General features: G+C 68.1%; 17 protein-coding genes. 10 read left to right on the forward strand and 7 right to left on the reverse strand.

The window, feature by feature from the left end:
- Positions 1-7: 7 nt before the first annotated feature.
- Positions 8-1351, forward strand: a complete 1344-nt coding sequence (locus NL114_RS09670) for a hypothetical protein (RefSeq protein WP_254824585.1) — start codon at positions 8-10, stop codon at positions 1349-1351.
- Positions 1352-1387: 36 nt separating this feature from the next.
- On the opposite strand, the gene NL114_RS09675 is transcribed toward NL114_RS09670, so the two are convergent.
- The 3 genes from NL114_RS09675 to NL114_RS09685 form a co-directional block, all read right to left on the reverse strand.
- Positions 1388-1726, reverse strand: a complete 339-nt coding sequence (locus NL114_RS09675; protein ID WP_254824586.1) for a DUF7964 domain-containing protein — start codon at positions 1724-1726, stop codon at positions 1388-1390.
- 720 nt (positions 1727-2446) lie between these two features.
- Complete coding sequence (locus NL114_RS09680; protein WP_254824587.1) at positions 2447-2659, reverse strand: DUF7511 domain-containing protein; 213 nt, start codon at positions 2657-2659, stop codon at positions 2447-2449.
- A gap of 177 nt (positions 2660-2836) precedes the next feature.
- On the reverse strand, positions 2837-4051 hold the full coding sequence (locus NL114_RS09685) for a CBS domain-containing protein (protein ID WP_350355422.1): 1215 nt from the start codon (positions 4049-4051) through the stop codon (positions 2837-2839).
- Between the two features lie 217 nt (positions 4052-4268).
- On the opposite strand from NL114_RS09685, the gene NL114_RS09690 reads away from it, so the two are divergent.
- The 7 genes from NL114_RS09690 (at position 4269) to NL114_RS09720 (ending at position 8928) form a co-directional block, all read left to right on the forward strand.
- The gene (locus NL114_RS09690; protein ID WP_254824589.1) at positions 4269-4655 is read left to right on the forward strand and encodes an ArsR/SmtB family transcription factor; all 387 of its coding nucleotides are present in this window, start codon (positions 4269-4271) and stop codon (positions 4653-4655) included.
- Positions 4652-5575, forward strand: coding sequence for an arsenite methyltransferase (gene arsM, locus NL114_RS09695; protein WP_254824590.1), 924 nt, complete (start codon positions 4652-4654; stop codon positions 5573-5575). Before NL114_RS09690 ends, arsM begins: the two co-directional genes overlap by 4 nt.
- Positions 5568-5858, forward strand: coding sequence for an NADH-quinone oxidoreductase subunit A (locus NL114_RS09700; RefSeq protein ID WP_254824591.1), 291 nt, complete (start codon positions 5568-5570; stop codon positions 5856-5858). Before arsM ends, NL114_RS09700 begins: the two co-directional genes overlap by 8 nt.
- Positions 5859-6062: 204 nt before the next feature.
- Positions 6063-6722, forward strand: coding sequence for a hypothetical protein (locus NL114_RS09705; protein ID WP_254824592.1), 660 nt, complete (start codon positions 6063-6065; stop codon positions 6720-6722).
- 127 nt (positions 6723-6849) lie between these two features.
- Entirely contained in the window at positions 6850-7308 is a 459-nt protein-coding gene (locus tag NL114_RS09710) for a 6-pyruvoyl trahydropterin synthase family protein (RefSeq protein ID WP_254824593.1), read from the forward strand.
- 5 nt (positions 7309-7313) lie between these two features.
- Complete coding sequence (locus tag NL114_RS09715) at positions 7314-8114, forward strand: 7-carboxy-7-deazaguanine synthase QueE (RefSeq protein ID WP_254824594.1); 801 nt, start codon at positions 7314-7316, stop codon at positions 8112-8114.
- Positions 8115-8193: 79 nt separating this feature from the next.
- Positions 8194-8928 carry an SDR family NAD(P)-dependent oxidoreductase gene (locus NL114_RS09720; RefSeq protein WP_254824595.1) on the forward strand — a complete coding sequence of 245 codons (735 nt, stop codon included), beginning with the start codon at positions 8194-8196 and terminating at the stop codon, positions 8926-8928.
- 27 nt (positions 8929-8955) lie between these two features.
- Here NL114_RS09720 and NL114_RS09725 read toward each other — a convergent pair whose 3' ends face one another.
- Positions 8956-9603 (reverse strand): CAP domain-containing protein, encoded by a 648-nt coding sequence (locus NL114_RS09725; RefSeq protein ID WP_254824596.1) that lies wholly within the window; start codon positions 9601-9603, stop codon positions 8956-8958.
- A gap of 65 nt (positions 9604-9668) precedes the next feature.
- Positions 9669-10586, reverse strand: a complete 918-nt coding sequence (locus NL114_RS09730; RefSeq protein WP_254824597.1) for a hypothetical protein — start codon at positions 10584-10586, stop codon at positions 9669-9671.
- 139 nt (positions 10587-10725) lie between these two features.
- Between NL114_RS09730 and NL114_RS09735 the strand changes: the two genes are divergently transcribed.
- Both NL114_RS09735 and NL114_RS09740 read left to right on the forward strand, forming a co-directional pair.
- Positions 10726-11262, forward strand: coding sequence for a hypothetical protein (locus tag NL114_RS09735; RefSeq protein WP_254824598.1), 537 nt, complete (start codon positions 10726-10728; stop codon positions 11260-11262).
- 43 nt (positions 11263-11305) lie between these two features.
- Entirely contained in the window at positions 11306-12535 is a 1230-nt protein-coding gene (locus NL114_RS09740; RefSeq protein WP_254824599.1) for a VWA domain-containing protein, read from the forward strand.
- A gap of 6 nt (positions 12536-12541) precedes the next feature.
- Here the strand turns inward: NL114_RS09740 and NL114_RS09745 are convergent, their stop codons facing one another.
- Complete coding sequence (locus NL114_RS09745) at positions 12542-14104, reverse strand: hypothetical protein (protein ID WP_254824600.1); 1563 nt, start codon at positions 14102-14104, stop codon at positions 12542-12544.
- 61 nt (positions 14105-14165) lie between these two features.
- Positions 14166-14906 (reverse strand): J domain-containing protein, encoded by a 741-nt coding sequence (locus NL114_RS09750; protein WP_254824601.1) that lies wholly within the window; start codon positions 14904-14906, stop codon positions 14166-14168.
- Between the last annotated feature and the right edge of the window lie 50 nt (positions 14907-14956).

Consider the following 14956-nt stretch of genomic DNA (forward strand, 5'->3'; position numbering starts at 1 on the left):
TGGAACGATGCGTCCCGCACGTACGCTCTCGATAGCCGTGGTTGTACTGGCACTCGCGATGTCACTGTGGGCGGCGCCGACCGCAGCGACGCCGGACGACGGGTTGCTGGGTGGTGACTCGTCCGCCGGCGATGGGTTGCTCGGTGGAGATTCGGGGATCGACGCCGGTTCCGACGGTGTCTCCATCGCGGGTGATGACGGCGTCTCGGTGGGAACCGACGGCGTCTCCGTCGGCGGTGACGGGGGTGTCAACGTCAGTACCGACGGTGTGACTGTCGCCGGCCAGGAGGCCGGCACCGACGCGGTGGGCGGGCTCGGCGAGACCGATTCCCTGGCCCCGTCCGGCACGACCGATGGCCTCCTGGATGTACCGAACGTCAGCGATGGCCTTCCGGGGGGCCCTGGTATCGGTGACGGGGCTCCGGGCGTCGGTACGCTCATCGGTCCCGACGGCGTGGTCGACACGGAAGACTCGGACGTGAACCTGAGCCGTGTCGACGTGCTCGGTCCGCTTCCCAACACGGACGGTGAGCAGGTCGAGGACACCCTCAGCGGTAGCACCGAGGACGTCCCGGTTGGCAGTGCTCTGGAGCCGGTAGAGACGCTTCCAACCGAACAGGCCCCGGGTCCGCAGGCACTCCCGGTCGGCTCCGACAGCCAGATCGGCTGTTCGAAGCCGGTAACGGCCGGCGACCTCCCCCTCGAGGCCGTGCCGTACATCGACGACCTGCCGGTCCAGCCCCCGACCGTGCCGCTCCTCCCGACGCGGGTGGCCTCACCGGAGAACCTGGCCGGACTCGGATTCAGCTTCGCTCCCGACACGTGTGAGATCTACGACCCGGATAACCCGTCGATCGACCCGACTGACCCACCGACGAACCCGACCGGTGAGTACCGGACGGCGGACTTCTCCGCTACCGATGAGAAAGCGTCGTACTACGGTCTCGGCGGAGGTGAGCTCGAGGAGGGTGGCCCCGGCTGGGATGGATTGTTCATCTTCCTGCTCACCGAGGAGCGTGTCGCCAGCGTGAACGAGGTCACCGTGACCGATGGACAGACCGACAACTACGCCGGGGTCGAGACCGACATGCGGGCCCAGCGGGACCTGGAGCACTCGCAAGGGGAGCTCACCGTCTACATCCCCGGTGCTGGTGGGCTGAACACCGGCTTCGAGTGCGGTAACGTCCCCGAGCACGAGGTCGACCCGCTCGAGGAGCCGACCGCGACCTGCGAGATCGACCAGCCGATTCCGGAGGTCGTCACGCCCGAGAAGGTCGTCAACGTCATCAAGAACCCGCCGGAGTACGACCTCCCCAACATCGAGGGTGACCAGCTTCCGATAGACGTGTAGCCCGCGTTCCAGCCGCCGCAGCCGGCCCCCTCCGGCTCAGCTCATGTCGACGGTGCCGGACTCCGCGTCCAGCACTCCCTGCTCGAACTCGTCCCCGTACTGCTCGGTCACCCACTGTTCGACCCGTTCCTCCTGTCGTTCGACCGTCCACTCGTCCTCGGGGAACGACTCGAACGACTCCCAGCCGCCCGCCTCGTCCGAGTAGCCGAGGAGGTGGACCTCGCCGGCCTCGCTACGGTAGAACGCCATCGTGTAGATGACGTACGGGTCGTCACCGCCTTTCAGCACCGACAGCGGCACGATTCGGGGGTCCTGCTGCTTGAGCTGTTCGGCCTCGTCGTTCGTCAGTGCCCGGGCTGGCAGTGCGTCGATCACACCCACGGGTTCGCTCAATTCGGATAAAATACTTCGGGCGTCCCATCCACTGACGGCGCTGGACGGCTCGCAACTGCGGCTGGAGCGTCCCACGGTCCGGGTGAGGTCACGGTACTCGGTGAGGGATATAATTTATTGGAAAAATGCCCAGAGTTCGGTTCCGGAGATAATTCGGCGGAGACGCTACGAAATGGCTTATGAAGCCATCGAATCGCCTTATCTCGGTTCGAAAATGCTGCTCTCCGATATCCCCGGTAGATATTATTCCTCGCACTATCTGCGGAGGGGCGCAGGATGTGGCGGAGGGAGTGGCCGACCCCGATTCGTCGCGAGTGCCGCCCCAGATTCGGCGGGTCATCTCCCGGCACTCTGGGCCCACAACGGGGCGATTCTGGGTGGAAACCGCTCTGCTGCGGCTCGCTGAGCTGTCGACAGATTAGACAGCCACCCCGGACACGAGCCTTCGGCGAACTAGTCCATCTGGGTACTCGTGACGCCTCGGCATTCTATATAGTTATATCACCCGACATTACAACTTCTACTGTCAGGATTCGCTTCCTCGGTGCTAGATGGGTTCGTCGGAATATTTTTCATATTGGTGGTGGACGGGTGTGTTATTGTGATTTAGGCGTTCTATGTGTGTTGAATTTCGAATATCTGGCGATATGATAGAAATGTTGGTTCAAGTGCAGTAGAGGCGCCGGCCGACACCACGGGACGCTACTCCATCTCCTCGGTGGAGACGAACGACCCTTCCTCGGCGGTAATCCAGGCCGTCGTTCGCTCGAGGTCGTCCGCGTCGAAGGGGTAGATGGTACACTCGGTCGGCCGGTGCCGTGACAGCACGAGTTCGGCCACTAACAGCGGCCGGTCCGCGGCGTCCGCTGCGTTCGCCGTGCGGTCTCCTTCCCCGTCGGTGGTGTGTTCTGACATGGTCTCTGCGGTCGGCTTCGTGGCCGCTATCCTTCGATACGGCCGGAGCGGACAAAGCCCTGTGTGGCGGTTCTCGGCCCGTGAGAAATCCTGGCCCGATGGCGGGGGCCCGCTTCCGTCGCGGAACCGGCCCGGTTCGCTCGCTACCGCGCTGCTACGAGCCTGCCGCGCTCGAGGTCAGCCTTCGAGCATCCAGCCGAAGCGCTTCTCCCAGTAGTCCTCGCTCGGCGGCTTCTTGCTCTTGTCCCGGGTCTTCCGGTCGCGGATCTGCCGCTCGAGGACCGCCCGGGCCTCGTTGAGCGCGTGGCTCGCGCCGTACCCCTCGCCCGAGCCGAGGTAGAGACCGCGGTCGGTGTGGAGGCGGACGCGGGCCAGCAGGAGCGGCGTCCCCCGGTGTTGCTCGTCGTGTTCGTGGAGGTGGACCTTCGCGTCGAGGACGGACATCCCGCCGTCGCGGTCGTCGAACCCGTCGACGAGCGCGACCACGTCCTCGTAGGAGGCGTCGTCGAGCAGGCTGCTCCCGTACACCTGGACCGCCCGGCTCCCCTCGACCTCCCAGGTGAGCGCGTCGAGGACGTCGGTCTTGGTGATGATGCCGTCGGGTTCCCCGTCGGCCTCGACGACCAGCGAGGAGCCGCCGAACTCGAACATCTCCTCGACGGCGGCCGCCACCGTCGCCGACGGCTCGGTGGTCCGCACCGGCGAGACCATCACGTCCCGGACCGGCAGGTCGAGGACCCGCTGGGACTCGCCCTCGCGGGCGCCGAAGCCGCCCGTGGCGCGGCCGCTCCCGGCCGACAGCTCCCCGCCGAACGGGTCCGTGCCGCCGCCCTCGCCGCCCTGACTCTGCTGGGTCGCCCGGACGGTCAGCCCCGTCACGTCGTACAGGCTGAGGATGCCGACCGGCGTGTCGTCCTCGACGACCGGGAGGTGCGAGACGCGGTGCTCCCGGAGCGTGTTGAGCGCGTCCCCGAACGTCGCGTCCGGCGCCACCGAGACGAGGCTGTCGGTGCAGACCTCCCCGACCGTCACGGCGTCGAGGTGCGGCAGGACGGCCTCCAGCACGCCGTCGACGGTGACGACGCCGACGAGGTCCTCGCCCTCGAAGACGGGCAGCACCTGCGCGTCCGCATCCAGCATCAGCTGTGCGACCTTCCGGATGTCCTCGTCGGGTGCCAGCCGGGGCACGTGCCAGACCAGCGAGCCGACCTTCTCGTCCGGCTGGTGCTGCGAGGTGGCGAGCTGTCGCCGGGTGACGACCCCCTCGAACCGGTCGCCGCGGACCACGACCCCCTTGACCGCGGGGTCGTCGAACGCGCCGGCCAGTTTCGAGACCCGCGCCTCGGGGTCGAACTCGACGAACTCCTGTGAAACGATGTCTGCGATGTCCATAGCTGTAGATTGCTGCTGCTCGGTGTTCCCGCGCCGATACCACTTGCCGCCGTGTGAGATGGTGACAGGTTGCAGTTCGACGGGCAGTGACAAGAATCCGCCGCTGGTTCTCGGGCTCTGGTAACCAACCGGTCCTCCCGTGGCTGGGTTCCCGCGGCTCGCCCGTCTGCTCCGCGAGCGCCGGAACCTTTACATTGGCATATTCCAATATACGAATATGGTCCCCGACCCAGACAGCGGTCCGGTCGAGTCCCGAGATGGACAGTCCGGTTCGGATGCGAGCGGCAGCTGCTGTTCGAGTGTCTCGCACGACCTGACGGAGCACGACGTGGAACTCGACGTCCGGACGTTCTCCGCGCTGGCGAACGGGACGCGGTACGAGGCCCTCCGGCTCCTCGCGGCGGCGGACGGGGAGGTCTGTGCCTGTGACCTGGAGCCGGAGCTCGGCGTGAACCAGAGCTCCACGAGCCGTGCGCTGAGTGCGCTGCACCAGGCGGGGCTCGTCGAGCGGCGCAAGGAGGGCCGCTGGCGCTACTACACGACGACGCCCCGTGCCGAGACGCTCCTGACGGCGGTCGAGACGACGCGGGAGGACGTGCTATGACCGGGGAGTCCCCCGACGGGTCGGCCGCAGATTCGGCCCTCCCTCCGAGCGAACAGCGACAGGCCGTGCGGGAGCGGTACGGACGCATCGCGACGGACACGGACGACGGTTCCTGCTGTGGTGATGACCCGAGTGCCCGGGACGACGGGTCCTGCTGTGGCGACAGTTCGGACGATGCCCACGCCCGCGCGCTGGGCTACTCGTCCGACGACATCGACAGCGTCGCCGAGGGCGCGAACCTGAACCTGGGCTGTGGGAACCCGACGGCAATCGCCGGGCTGGACGAGGGCGAGACGGTGCTCGACCTGGGCTCCGGCGGCGGGTTCGACTGTTTCCTCGCCGCACAGGAGGTCGGCCCGGCGGGGCAGGTCATCGGCGTCGACATGACGCCGGAGATGGTCGAGCGAGCGCGCGCGAACGCCGCCGAGAACGAGGCGTCGAACGTGTCGTTCCGGCTCGGCGAGATCGAGCACCTGCCGGTCGCCGACGCGTCCGTCGATGTCGTCATCTCGAACTGCGTCGTCAACCTCTCGCCCGACAAGCCCCGCGTCTTCCGGGAGGCGTACCGCGTCCTCCGACCGGGTGGCCACGTCGCCATCTCGGATGTCGTCCTGACGGCCGAGATTCCCGGGGACCGGCGCGCCGACCCGTCGTCGGTGGCCGCCTGCGTCGCGGGGGCGGCCCCGATTCCCGACCTCGAGGCGATGCTGACCGACGCGGGGTTCACGGACGTCTCCATCGAGCCGAAGGCGGAGAGCGAGACGTTCATCCGCGACTGGGACTCCGAGCGCGACCTGAGCGACTACATCGTCGCGGCGCGCATCGAGGGGCGGAAACCGGCGCCGGAATCGTCCGAATCGCCTGAATCGCCCGCAACGACCGCTCCTGGGCACGCCAGCGGGGACTCGTCAGATGAGTAGGCCGCCCATCGACCCCCGTGACCGGCCGCTCCCCCCGCGAGACCCCTCCGGGTCGATCCTCGTGAGCTGGGCCATGGTCGCTGCGGTGTTCCTGCTCGTCTGGGCCGTGAGCTACCCGGTGCTCGGTGCACTGGCGCTCGTCGCTCTCGTCGGGTTGGTCGCCGTCAGGCGCCGTGTCCGCTGGCTCGCCCGCTGTGTCGCGGAGTGCCAGCAGCTCACGATTCCGCTCGGGCGACACGGCCACATCACCGTCGGGCGGGCGCGGTGCTGTCCAGCGGGCTGACGCGCGGCGACCGGACTCCCTGGCGGGCCGCTGGAAGGGCACCGTGACCCCAACGGTGAGCAGCGAGAGCGGTTCGTATCCGTTCGGGGCGATTCAGTGGCACCCTTCATTCCGTTTAACACCGTTTAGAGCCGTTCAAACGCCTGAATTCGGCAGAACGGAATACCCCCTCTAAGTGTACCCAGCCATGTAGGTTGGAATGCGATGAACCTGAAACAACTCACCGCGACGCTGCTCGCGCTGACGATCATCACCGCGGGTGCGGCCGGTGCCGTGGCCGCGACACCCGGCAACGCCCCGGACGACGCGGGCTCGCAGGGCGACGACCACGCACAGGCGGACGACCATGATGCGGACGACGAGACGGACGGCAACGAGACCGAGGCCGACGACTCGGACGCCGAGATGAACGAGACGGACGACGGTGAGCGCCCGGACGCGGCCGGGAACGACTCGGCCGCCGAGCGCCGGGGTCCGCCGGCGAACGTCTCCGACCGCGCTGACGACAACGCCTCGGCTGCGGCCGACTCGGCCGGCGAGCGCGGCCCGCCGTCCGAGATGCCCGACCAGGTGCCCGACCACGTCGGCGCCATCCACGACACCATCAACCAGTACCTCGACGGCAGCATCGACAACCTCGGCCAGGCGCTCGCCGACGTGACGCCGGGCGACGAGGACGCCGATGCTGACGAGGAGGAGGAGGACGCCGAGAGCGAGGATGCGGACAGTGAGGACGCTGACGAGGAGGAGGAGACCACGGAGACGGAGGACGCTGACGCTGACGACGAGGAGACGACCGAGACGGAGACGGAGGACGCTGACGACGACGAGGAGTCGACCGAGACGGCGACCGCGACGGCCTGATGCGACCTGACATCGACGACTGACACTCCTTTTGCTGCTGTCTCTGGCTGCTGACACACCGCACATCTCTCCAGTGTCCCGAGCACGACCTGCGAGGACATTTATACGACGAGGATAATCTCCGGGTATGACTCGGAGCGCACTCGAAGATGAACTCGGGGGTTCGGGGGTCGCCGGAACGGAGCGGGTCCTGCGGGTCGGCCGCGACCGGCCCATCCGCATCAGCACGGGCCACCGCATCCTGCACCACGACGGGAAGTGCAGCCGTCCGCACGGGCACAACTACGAGATCACCGTCGAGATACGCGGCGAACTCACCGAGGAGGGCTGGGTCGTCGACAAGGGCGACGTGACGAGCGTCATCGACGAGTGGGACCACCGCTTCCTCGTCGAGGCCGGCGACCCGCTCGTCGAGGCGTTCGAGCAGAGCGGCGACGCCGACGCGCTCGTCGTCATCGACCACCCGCCGACGGCCGAGGTGATGGCCGTCCTCCTCGAAGAGCGAATGCTCGAGGCGTTCCCGGACACCGTCAGCGACGTCGCCGTCGAGGTGGCCGAGACGGGCGAACTCTGCGCCACCTACTGATACCGATGCCCGTCAACGCCAACGAGGAGACGGTTCCCGCGGATGCTGACGCAGATACCGGGGCAGGGGCGGGGCCGGAGGACGGGGCGGCACTCCCGGTCAACGAGCTGTTCTACTCGTTGCAGGGCGAGGGGAAACTCGCGGGGATGCCGACCGTCTTCGTCCGCACCTCGGGCTGTAACCTCCGGTGCTGGTTCTGTGACTCGTACCACACCTCCTGGGAGCCGACCCACGCCTGGATGGACCTCGACAGCATCGTCGAGGAAGTCGAGGGCCACGACGCCGACCACGTCGTCCTCACGGGCGGCGAGCCGATGATGCACGAGGCCTCCGTCGAACTCCTCGACCGCCTCGGCGAGCGGGGCTACCACACGACGGTCGAGACGAACGGCACCATCCATCGGGATACCCATATCGACCTCGCGAGCATCAGTCCGAAACTCCAGAGCAGCACACCGACGCCCGAGCGCGACCCGAACGGCGACGGGGACTGGGCCGAACGACACGAGGAGCGCCGCATCGATATGGACGCGCTCGCGCGCCTCGTCGACGACTACGAGTGCCAGCTCAAGTTCGTCGTCACCGGCCCCGAGGACATGGCCGAGATAACCGACCTCGTCGAGCGCGTCCGTGACGCCACGGGCACACGCGTCCCCGACTCGGACGTCCTCCTGATGCCCGAGGGCGTCACGCGCGAGGACCTGGAGGAGACGCGGACCACGGTCGCGGAACTGGCGATGGACCACGGCTACCGGTACACGCCGCGCCTGCACGTCGACCTCTGGAACGACGCGCCCGGGACCTGACCGCGGCGGACTCTCGCCCGGTCGCGTCAGGACGCTCCCGACCCACACACTCATCCGCCCGCTGCGCGAACCGACGCCCATGAGCCGACTCGACGGCGAACGGATCGTGGTCACGGGTGCGAGCGCGGGGCTCGGCGAGGAGATGGCACTGCGCTACAGCGAGGAGGGCGCCCGCGTCGCCCTGCTCTCGCGGAGCGAGGCGGACCTCCAGGCCGTTGCCGACGAAGCGGCCGCCGAGACGCTCGTGCTCCCGACGGACGTGACCGACGCCGAGCAGGTCGGCGACGCCGTCGATGCCGTCCTCGACGCCTGGGGCGGCGTGGACACGCTGGTCAACAACGCGGGCATCGGCCTCCTCAGTCTCTACGGCGAGGGCCGGCCGTTCCACGAGATCGACGACGCGGACTGGCGACGTATCATCGACGTGAACCTCCACGGCGTCTTCCACTGCACGAAGGCCGTCGTCCCCCACATGCTCGACCAGGGTCGGGGGAACCTCGTGAACATCTCCTCGGGACTGGGTCGATACGCGGCCCCCGGCTACGCGCCGTACAACACCTCCAAGCACGGCCTGGAGGGGCTGAACAAGACGCTCGCGCTCGACTACGAGGACGCGGGTATCAACGCCAACTGCCTCGACCCCGGCGGCCGCGTCGCGACCGGGTTCTGGGACCACCTCCCCGAGGACGAGCAGGGAGAGATCCTCGACGCGGACGTGATGAACGAGGCCGCGGTGCTGCTGGCCGAACAGGGTCCCGACGGCGTCACCGGCGAGTCGATGGCAGCCGACGAGTGGGAGGCGCGCCTCGGCTGAGGCCGGTTCACGGTCGGCCCATGGTCGCTACCGGAAGTTCTGCGTCGCGTAGACGGCGCCGTCCGTGTCGACGAAGACGCCGAGTCCCTCGGCCTCGAAGCGCTCCCGGAGGAGGTTCTCGCGGTGGCCGGGCGAGTTCATCCACCCGTCGACGACCGCGGCCGCGATGTCGGTCGCCGACGCCGTCGGGAGCGGGTGGCGGCGCGCGATGTTCTCGCCGACGCTCCGGTCGTCGTGGCCGAACCGGCGGTACCGCCCGGCCGCGTCCTCGTCGTCGGGCGAGGTGTGGTCGAAGTAGTCGCGTTCGGCCATGTCCCGGCTGTGCTGGAGCGCGACGGCGGCGAGGTGGTCGCTGTACGAGAGCGGTGCGAGGTCGTGTTGCTCCCGTCGCCGGTTCGTGGCCTCGTGGATGGCCCGCTCCATGTTCGCGGTGGTGTCCGCCGGGTGGCGGTCGAGCGGGAGCTGGTACTTGCGCGGCCTGATGTCGTGCCCACAGTCGGGACACCGGCTGGTGGGCGCGATCCGCGCGCCGCAGCCGCCACAGCGCCACTCGCCGCCTATCGAGAGAATCGCTCCGCTGCAGGCGCCATCCTCGTGGTAGCTCACCCCGGGCGTCGCGCCGCAGTGCTCGCACTCGTAGATGGCGGCGGCGACGCCCTTCCGTTCGCGCACCATGCTCGTCCCCAGGGCGACGACGGTATTGAATCACCGGGGGCGACAGGGTCGCTGCGGGGAACGCGTCACCGCTCCAGCCACTCGATGACGGTTCCGAACCCCTGGACCTCGAAGCCGCCCTCACCGTCCGGCGTCAGGTTCCCCGTCTGTTCCTGTGGGCTCCCCTCGTCGGGGACGGCGACGCCGAAGAAGTCGACCGTCTGGTCGCTGGCGGCGTAGTGGAGGAGGTTCGTCGTCCGTCTCGCCGTGCCGGCGTTGAGGACCTCGTTGAGCCGTTCGAGCAACTGCTCGTCACGGATACCGGACGAGAACACCTGTGTCGCGACCTGCCGGAGTATCCCGCCGTCGTCCCCCGCCTCGTCGGGGTCGTAGCCGACCAGGTCGACCGCGGTGGGGACCACCGCGACCGACTCGAACTGCTCGGCGGCGTGCTCGATGTCGTCAACGTCGTACGCCAGGTTCAGGTCGACACGGTCGACGACCGTGTGGAGGTTCAGCAGGAAGACGACCCGGTCGGCGGTGTAGTAGTGGTGGAGCAGGACCGTCTCCCAGTCCTCGACTGCCGCGGGGGAGAACCCTCGTTCGAACTCCGGCCCGATATCGTTCTCGTATCGCTCCCGGACCGTCTCCGGGTCGGGCGCCGCGCCGGACCGAATCCGGGCGAGCAGTGGCCTGTCGCCCGGCGGGTCCCACAGTCGTTGCTGTGTGCTTCCCGACGGGAGGACGCTCGATACGACCGTCTCCGGGCGCGCGAAGGTGCGGCCCTGCAGGTCGTACGACACGACGTAGCCGCCGGTTCTGGCCGCCGGATACTCCCGGCGGGTGAACAGTTCCTCGACCGTTAGTTCGTAGGACTGAGTGTCCCCGCCGACGTTGCTGACGAGGCTGAGCCCGTCCTGTTTGTCGACGTGGTGGCGCAGTCCACCGAGGAAGGTCGACGTTCCGCCCGACGGTCCGCCGATGACGAGTGTGTCTCCTGGCATGTGGTCCCCCCAGAACCGGCCACGTGGCCGGTCGGTGTGTGCCGATGTCCCGACCGCCCGTCACTTATCCTTTCCTGCCCCTCGCGTCGGTCGATTCCACGACAGAACGTATATGCGGGTCCCGCCTGGATGGAGGGGTATGGATGCGACACAGGCGCGCAATCACGCGCTCGTCGTCGCGCTCGGGGGGATGGCGACCGGGGTGACGTACCTGCTGTTCCAGCGGCTCCCGGCGCTGGTCATCTCCGGGACGTACCTGCGGGTCAATCTCGGTATCGTCTTCCTCCTTCTCGGGTCGACGCTGGCGACGTGGGCACTCGCACAGGAGTACTGGTACGAGATCGCCGCGGAGTTCCTGCTGGTCTACGCGGCGACCAGCATCGCCGCGTTCGCCGTGCTGGAGTTCTCGGTCGTACCCGCGCTCCTGTTCGTCGGCGTCGGGGTGGTTGGTGGACTCGGGTCCTGGTGGCTCGGGAGCCGTGTCGAGCCCGTCCTGAGCTACCTGCTCACGACGCTCCTGCTGACGATCTCGTTCGCGTTCGTCATCGTCTATCTCTCGGCGTCGCTCGTCGAGAGCGGGAACCTGAATCTGGTGCCGCCGTTCCTCATCTTCACCAGTATCTTCGCGGTGACTGCCTACGGGCTCCAGCAGGAGATCCGGGCGGTCGCCCCCTGACCGTCCCCGAACTTTCACGGCCCCCGGTTCCGAGAGGGGAGGTATGGGGCTCGACATCAACGCGAGCACGAATCTGGACGAGATATTCGTGGGGCAGGGGACGACGGCGAACGGCTCGGTGAACTTCGAGATCACCGGCCGGACCCAGGAGTACCCGCTCCACATCGCCTTCTGTGTCGACACCAGTGGCTCGATGAGCCAGGAGGTCGACGCCAGCGGGCTGACCGGTATCGTCAAGGCAGCGCTCTCGGACGCGGACGGCCCGAGCAAGATGGACGTCGCGAAGGAGGGGCTGAAGAACGCCCTCGGCGAGCTCTCGCCCGACGACAGTTTCGGTATCGTCTCCTTCAGCAGCAGCGCCAGCACCGCGGTCAGCTCGACCAGCGGCAGCCGCGCCGGCGGGGTCGACTCCGACATCAACTCGATGAGCGCCGGCGGCGGCACCAGCATCGACGCCGGGCTGGACCGGTCCCGGGAGATGCTCAAGCGGATGCCCAGCGAGGAGGCCGTCGAGTGGATCGTCCTCATCTCCGACGGGAAGGGAAGCGTCCCGAGGGACCGGGACCTGCAGCGCAACTACAGCGACGAGGGCATCGTCATCCAGGCGGCCGGCGTCGGTGACGCCTACGACCGCGACCAGATGCTGTCGCTCGCCCAGCAGACCCAGGGCGAACTCGAGGACATCGAGTCCCCGAAGAACCTGGGCCAGTTCTTCAAGCGCGAGGTGCGCAACGCGAAGCAGGTCGTCGCGCTCGACGCCGAACTGGAGCTCCACCCCTCGGCCCTCACGACCATCAACGAGGTGTACTACTCGCTGGCCGAGCAGACCAGTACCGTCGACCCGGAGTGGCGTGGTGACACCTGCGTCGTCGACCTCGGGGACGTGAACCACGAGAACCCGCCGGAGGTCGCCCTCGAGATGGACGTCGACGCCGAGGACGCGGACCCCGACCTGTCGGCGACGCTCGTCGAGGCCGTCCTCAGCACCCGCCGGGACAGCGCCCGTGACGAGATGACGACGACCGTCGACCTCGCGCCGACGATCACCGACAAAGACGACGAGGACGGCGAGGATGAGCCGGTCGCCCGCCCCTCCCCCTCGCCGGACCCGGAGTTCATCGTCAAGAAGGTCTCGACCCTCTCACAGGACGGGAAACTCGACGAGGCCCGTCGCTACCTGGAGGAGAACAAGCAGCACCTCTCACAGCGGAAGTACCAGGAGGCGAAGGACCTGATCGACGACGGGGACGTTTCGGGGCTGGGCAAGCTCTGACCGGCCTCAGAGGACGCGGATGTTCGTTCCGGCCTCGGTGAAGTCGCCGTCGCTCTTCCGGGCGGTGATGCGCCGGTTCCCGACCTGATTCGAGAGCGTGATGTCGGCCTCGCCGCTGCCGTCGGTGGTCCACTCCGTGCCGGGCTGCATGCTCGAGACGATGGTTGCGTTCGACACGGCGCTTCCCGTGTTGTCGGTCACGCGGACGGTGACGGTGTCGCCAGGGTCGGGCAGCCCCTGCTGGAGCACGGCGATCTCCATCTCTCGGGTGAACTCCTCGATATCGACGTACTCCGTGTCGCTCCCGTAGTCGACCTCGTCGGTCTGTTTCGACACCTCGATCTGGAGTCGCCCGTCGTCGTCGAGCGAGAGCGTCGCCTCACCGTTGCTGTCGGTCTCCGTGTCGTGGCCCCAGTTCGTCGTGACCGACGCGCCCTCCAGGTCGTTCCCGGCGCCGTCGACGACGTGGACGGTGAGGTCTGCCCCCTCCATCCGCTTGCCCTCGATGTCGGAGATGCGCAGGCTCCCATCCTTGCGGTCGACGTCGATGGTCACTCCGGCGTCCGGGTAGTGGCGGTCCTCGTTCGGGGCCGACTTCGACGCCTCGACCGACAGCTCGCCGGCCGCGGTCAGTTCGAGGTCGACCTCGCCGGTCCCACCGGTCGTATCGCTCTCGCCGGCGATGGTGACCTCGGCGCCCTCGATGGGGCGACCGGACTGGGGCTCGTTCTTCTTGTTGACGTGGACGGTCACGGTCTCGCCAACCTCGTAGTCCGACCCCTCCACGAACAGCTCCATCTCGACGGTCTCCTCGCGGACCTTCAGGTCGGTCTTGCAGGGTTCGTAGGTCGCCGCGTCGTCGTCCGGCTTGGTCGCCCGGACGGTCCGGTCGCCGGTGCTGCCGAACGCGTGGGTGACCGTCCCGCCGTTCGTGGTTCCCAGCTCGGTCCCGCCGTCCGTCTCGACGGTCGCGCCGTCGGTCGGGCTGCCCGCCGCCGTGACGGTGAACTGGACGTCCTCGTCGACCTCGACCTCGCTCGGGGCGCCGTCGAACGCCAGCGGCACCGTCTTCCGGTCGACCGTGACGACGGCCGTCGCGTCGTCGTATGAGTCCGTGGTCGGTGCGGTGAACTGGACGGGTCCGTGGCTCCCGATGGTGAACGTCGCCTCGCCGCTACTCCCGTCCGTCTGGTCGGTGCCGAGTTCGGTCCCGTCGCGCCCGGCCTCGACCAGCGTCTCCACGGGGCCGCTGTCGCCCGTGACCGCGACGGTCAGTGGCTCGTCGACCGTCGGGTCGCTGGTCCGCACCTCGATGGAGATGGGTTCGTCGGCGGCCGGCGGCTCGTGGTTCTGCTCCAGCCACTTCCAGGCGGCCTCGATCTCCTCGATTGCGTTCGCACACCGCTTGAACTTCTCGTTGTCATCGTCCTGGCGCGCCGTCCGCATCCGGCTCCGGTACTCCTTGATCAGGTCGTTCTTCTGCGACTCAAGGGCGGCCAGCGAGTCCATCCGGTCCCCCCCGATCTTCTCGTACGGGTCGTTACCGTTCAGTGGGTCGGCATCCCCCATCGTCGTGACTCAAGCGAGCGGTGCCTGATAAATGCCGCTCCTCTCGCGCCCGGGCCTGCGGCTACTCGCTGTCCGCTGTCCGGTCGCCCTCGATAGCACGCCAGGCATCGTCGACCGCAGCCGTCGCGCGCAGGGCCTGCCGGAAGCGCCACGGCTCGTCCGCGTACGTCTCGGGCGTCAGGCGGGCGGTGTACTCGACGACCAGTTCGTCCCGCCGCGCCGCGAGTTCCGCCTCGGACGCGTCACGCGACAGCCCGAGCAGTTCGTACGGGTCCGCTGCCGAGAGTGCAGGCCCGTCGCTCCCCGGGTCGGGAGCTTGGTCGTCGTGCTCCTGCTCGGCCTCAGGTTCGCTGCGCTCGGCCAGCAGTCGCTCGGCCGCCCGTTCGATCTCCTCGATCCGGTTCGCCGCCGTTTTGAACCCCTCGTTGTCGTCCTCGTGTCTCGCTTTCCGCATCCGCTCGCGGTGCTCGTCCAGCAACCGGTCCCGGCGTGCCTCGATGGTTCCGGGGGCCGCATCCGCCGGCAGGTCGAGGGCCGCCGCCGCCTCGTTCGACGGTCCGTCCGTGTCGACGGGTTCGTGGTTCCCTTCCAGCCACTCCCAGGCATGCTCGATTTCCTTGATTGCCTCCGCACTCTCTTTGAACGCCTCGTTGTCCCTGTCCTGCCGTACCTCGCGCATCCGGCTGCGGTACTCGTTGAGCAGTTCGTCCTTCCTCTCTCGGATTGCTTCGAGCGAATCGTCGGGGGACACGCCCAGCGCCTCGTATGGGTCGTCCCCGGTGAGCGGGTCGGCGTCTGACATGGTCGGTTCGGGCGGTGCCGTCGGCTTGAGTGTTGTCCCGTAACCGGCCG

The organism is Haloglomus halophilum (assembly GCF_024298885.1).
GTDB classification, from domain to species: domain Archaea; phylum Halobacteriota; class Halobacteria; order Halobacteriales; family Haloarculaceae; genus Haloglomus; species Haloglomus halophilum.

Coding starts and splice junctions, on each gene's coding strand:
- arsM (WP_254824590.1), top strand. CDS start 4,652: ATGACCGGGGAGTCCCCCGACGGGTCGGCCGCAGATTCGGCCCTCCCT.
- NL114_RS09690 (WP_254824589.1), top strand. CDS start 4,269: ATGGTCCCCGACCCAGACAGCGGTCCGGTCGAGTCCCGAGATGGACAG.
- NL114_RS09735 (WP_254824598.1), top strand. CDS start 10,726: ATGGATGCGACACAGGCGCGCAATCACGCGCTCGTCGTCGCGCTCGGG.
- NL114_RS09710 (WP_254824593.1), top strand. CDS start 6,850: ATGACTCGGAGCGCACTCGAAGATGAACTCGGGGGTTCGGGGGTCGCC.
- NL114_RS09670 (WP_254824585.1), top strand. CDS start 8: ATGCGTCCCGCACGTACGCTCTCGATAGCCGTGGTTGTACTGGCACTC.
- NL114_RS09740 (WP_254824599.1), top strand. CDS start 11,306: ATGGGGCTCGACATCAACGCGAGCACGAATCTGGACGAGATATTCGTG.
- NL114_RS09700 (WP_254824591.1), top strand. CDS start 5,568: ATGAGTAGGCCGCCCATCGACCCCCGTGACCGGCCGCTCCCCCCGCGA.
- NL114_RS09730 (WP_254824597.1), bottom strand. CDS start 10,586: ATGCCAGGAGACACACTCGTCATCGGCGGACCGTCGGGCGGAACGTCG.
- NL114_RS09750 (WP_254824601.1), bottom strand. CDS start 14,906: ATGTCAGACGCCGACCCGCTCACCGGGGACGACCCATACGAGGCGCTG.
- NL114_RS09725 (WP_254824596.1), bottom strand. CDS start 9,603: ATGGTGCGCGAACGGAAGGGCGTCGCCGCCGCCATCTACGAGTGCGAG.
- NL114_RS09685 (WP_350355422.1), bottom strand. CDS start 4,051: ATGGACATCGCAGACATCGTTTCACAGGAGTTCGTCGAGTTCGACCCC.
- NL114_RS09745 (WP_254824600.1), bottom strand. CDS start 14,104: ATGGGGGATGCCGACCCACTGAACGGTAACGACCCGTACGAGAAGATC.
- NL114_RS09715 (WP_254824594.1), top strand. CDS start 7,314: ATGCCCGTCAACGCCAACGAGGAGACGGTTCCCGCGGATGCTGACGCA.
- NL114_RS09680 (WP_254824587.1), bottom strand. CDS start 2,659: ATGTCAGAACACACCACCGACGGGGAAGGAGACCGCACGGCGAACGCA.
- NL114_RS09720 (WP_254824595.1), top strand. CDS start 8,194: ATGAGCCGACTCGACGGCGAACGGATCGTGGTCACGGGTGCGAGCGCG.
- NL114_RS09705 (WP_254824592.1), top strand. CDS start 6,063: ATGAACCTGAAACAACTCACCGCGACGCTGCTCGCGCTGACGATCATC.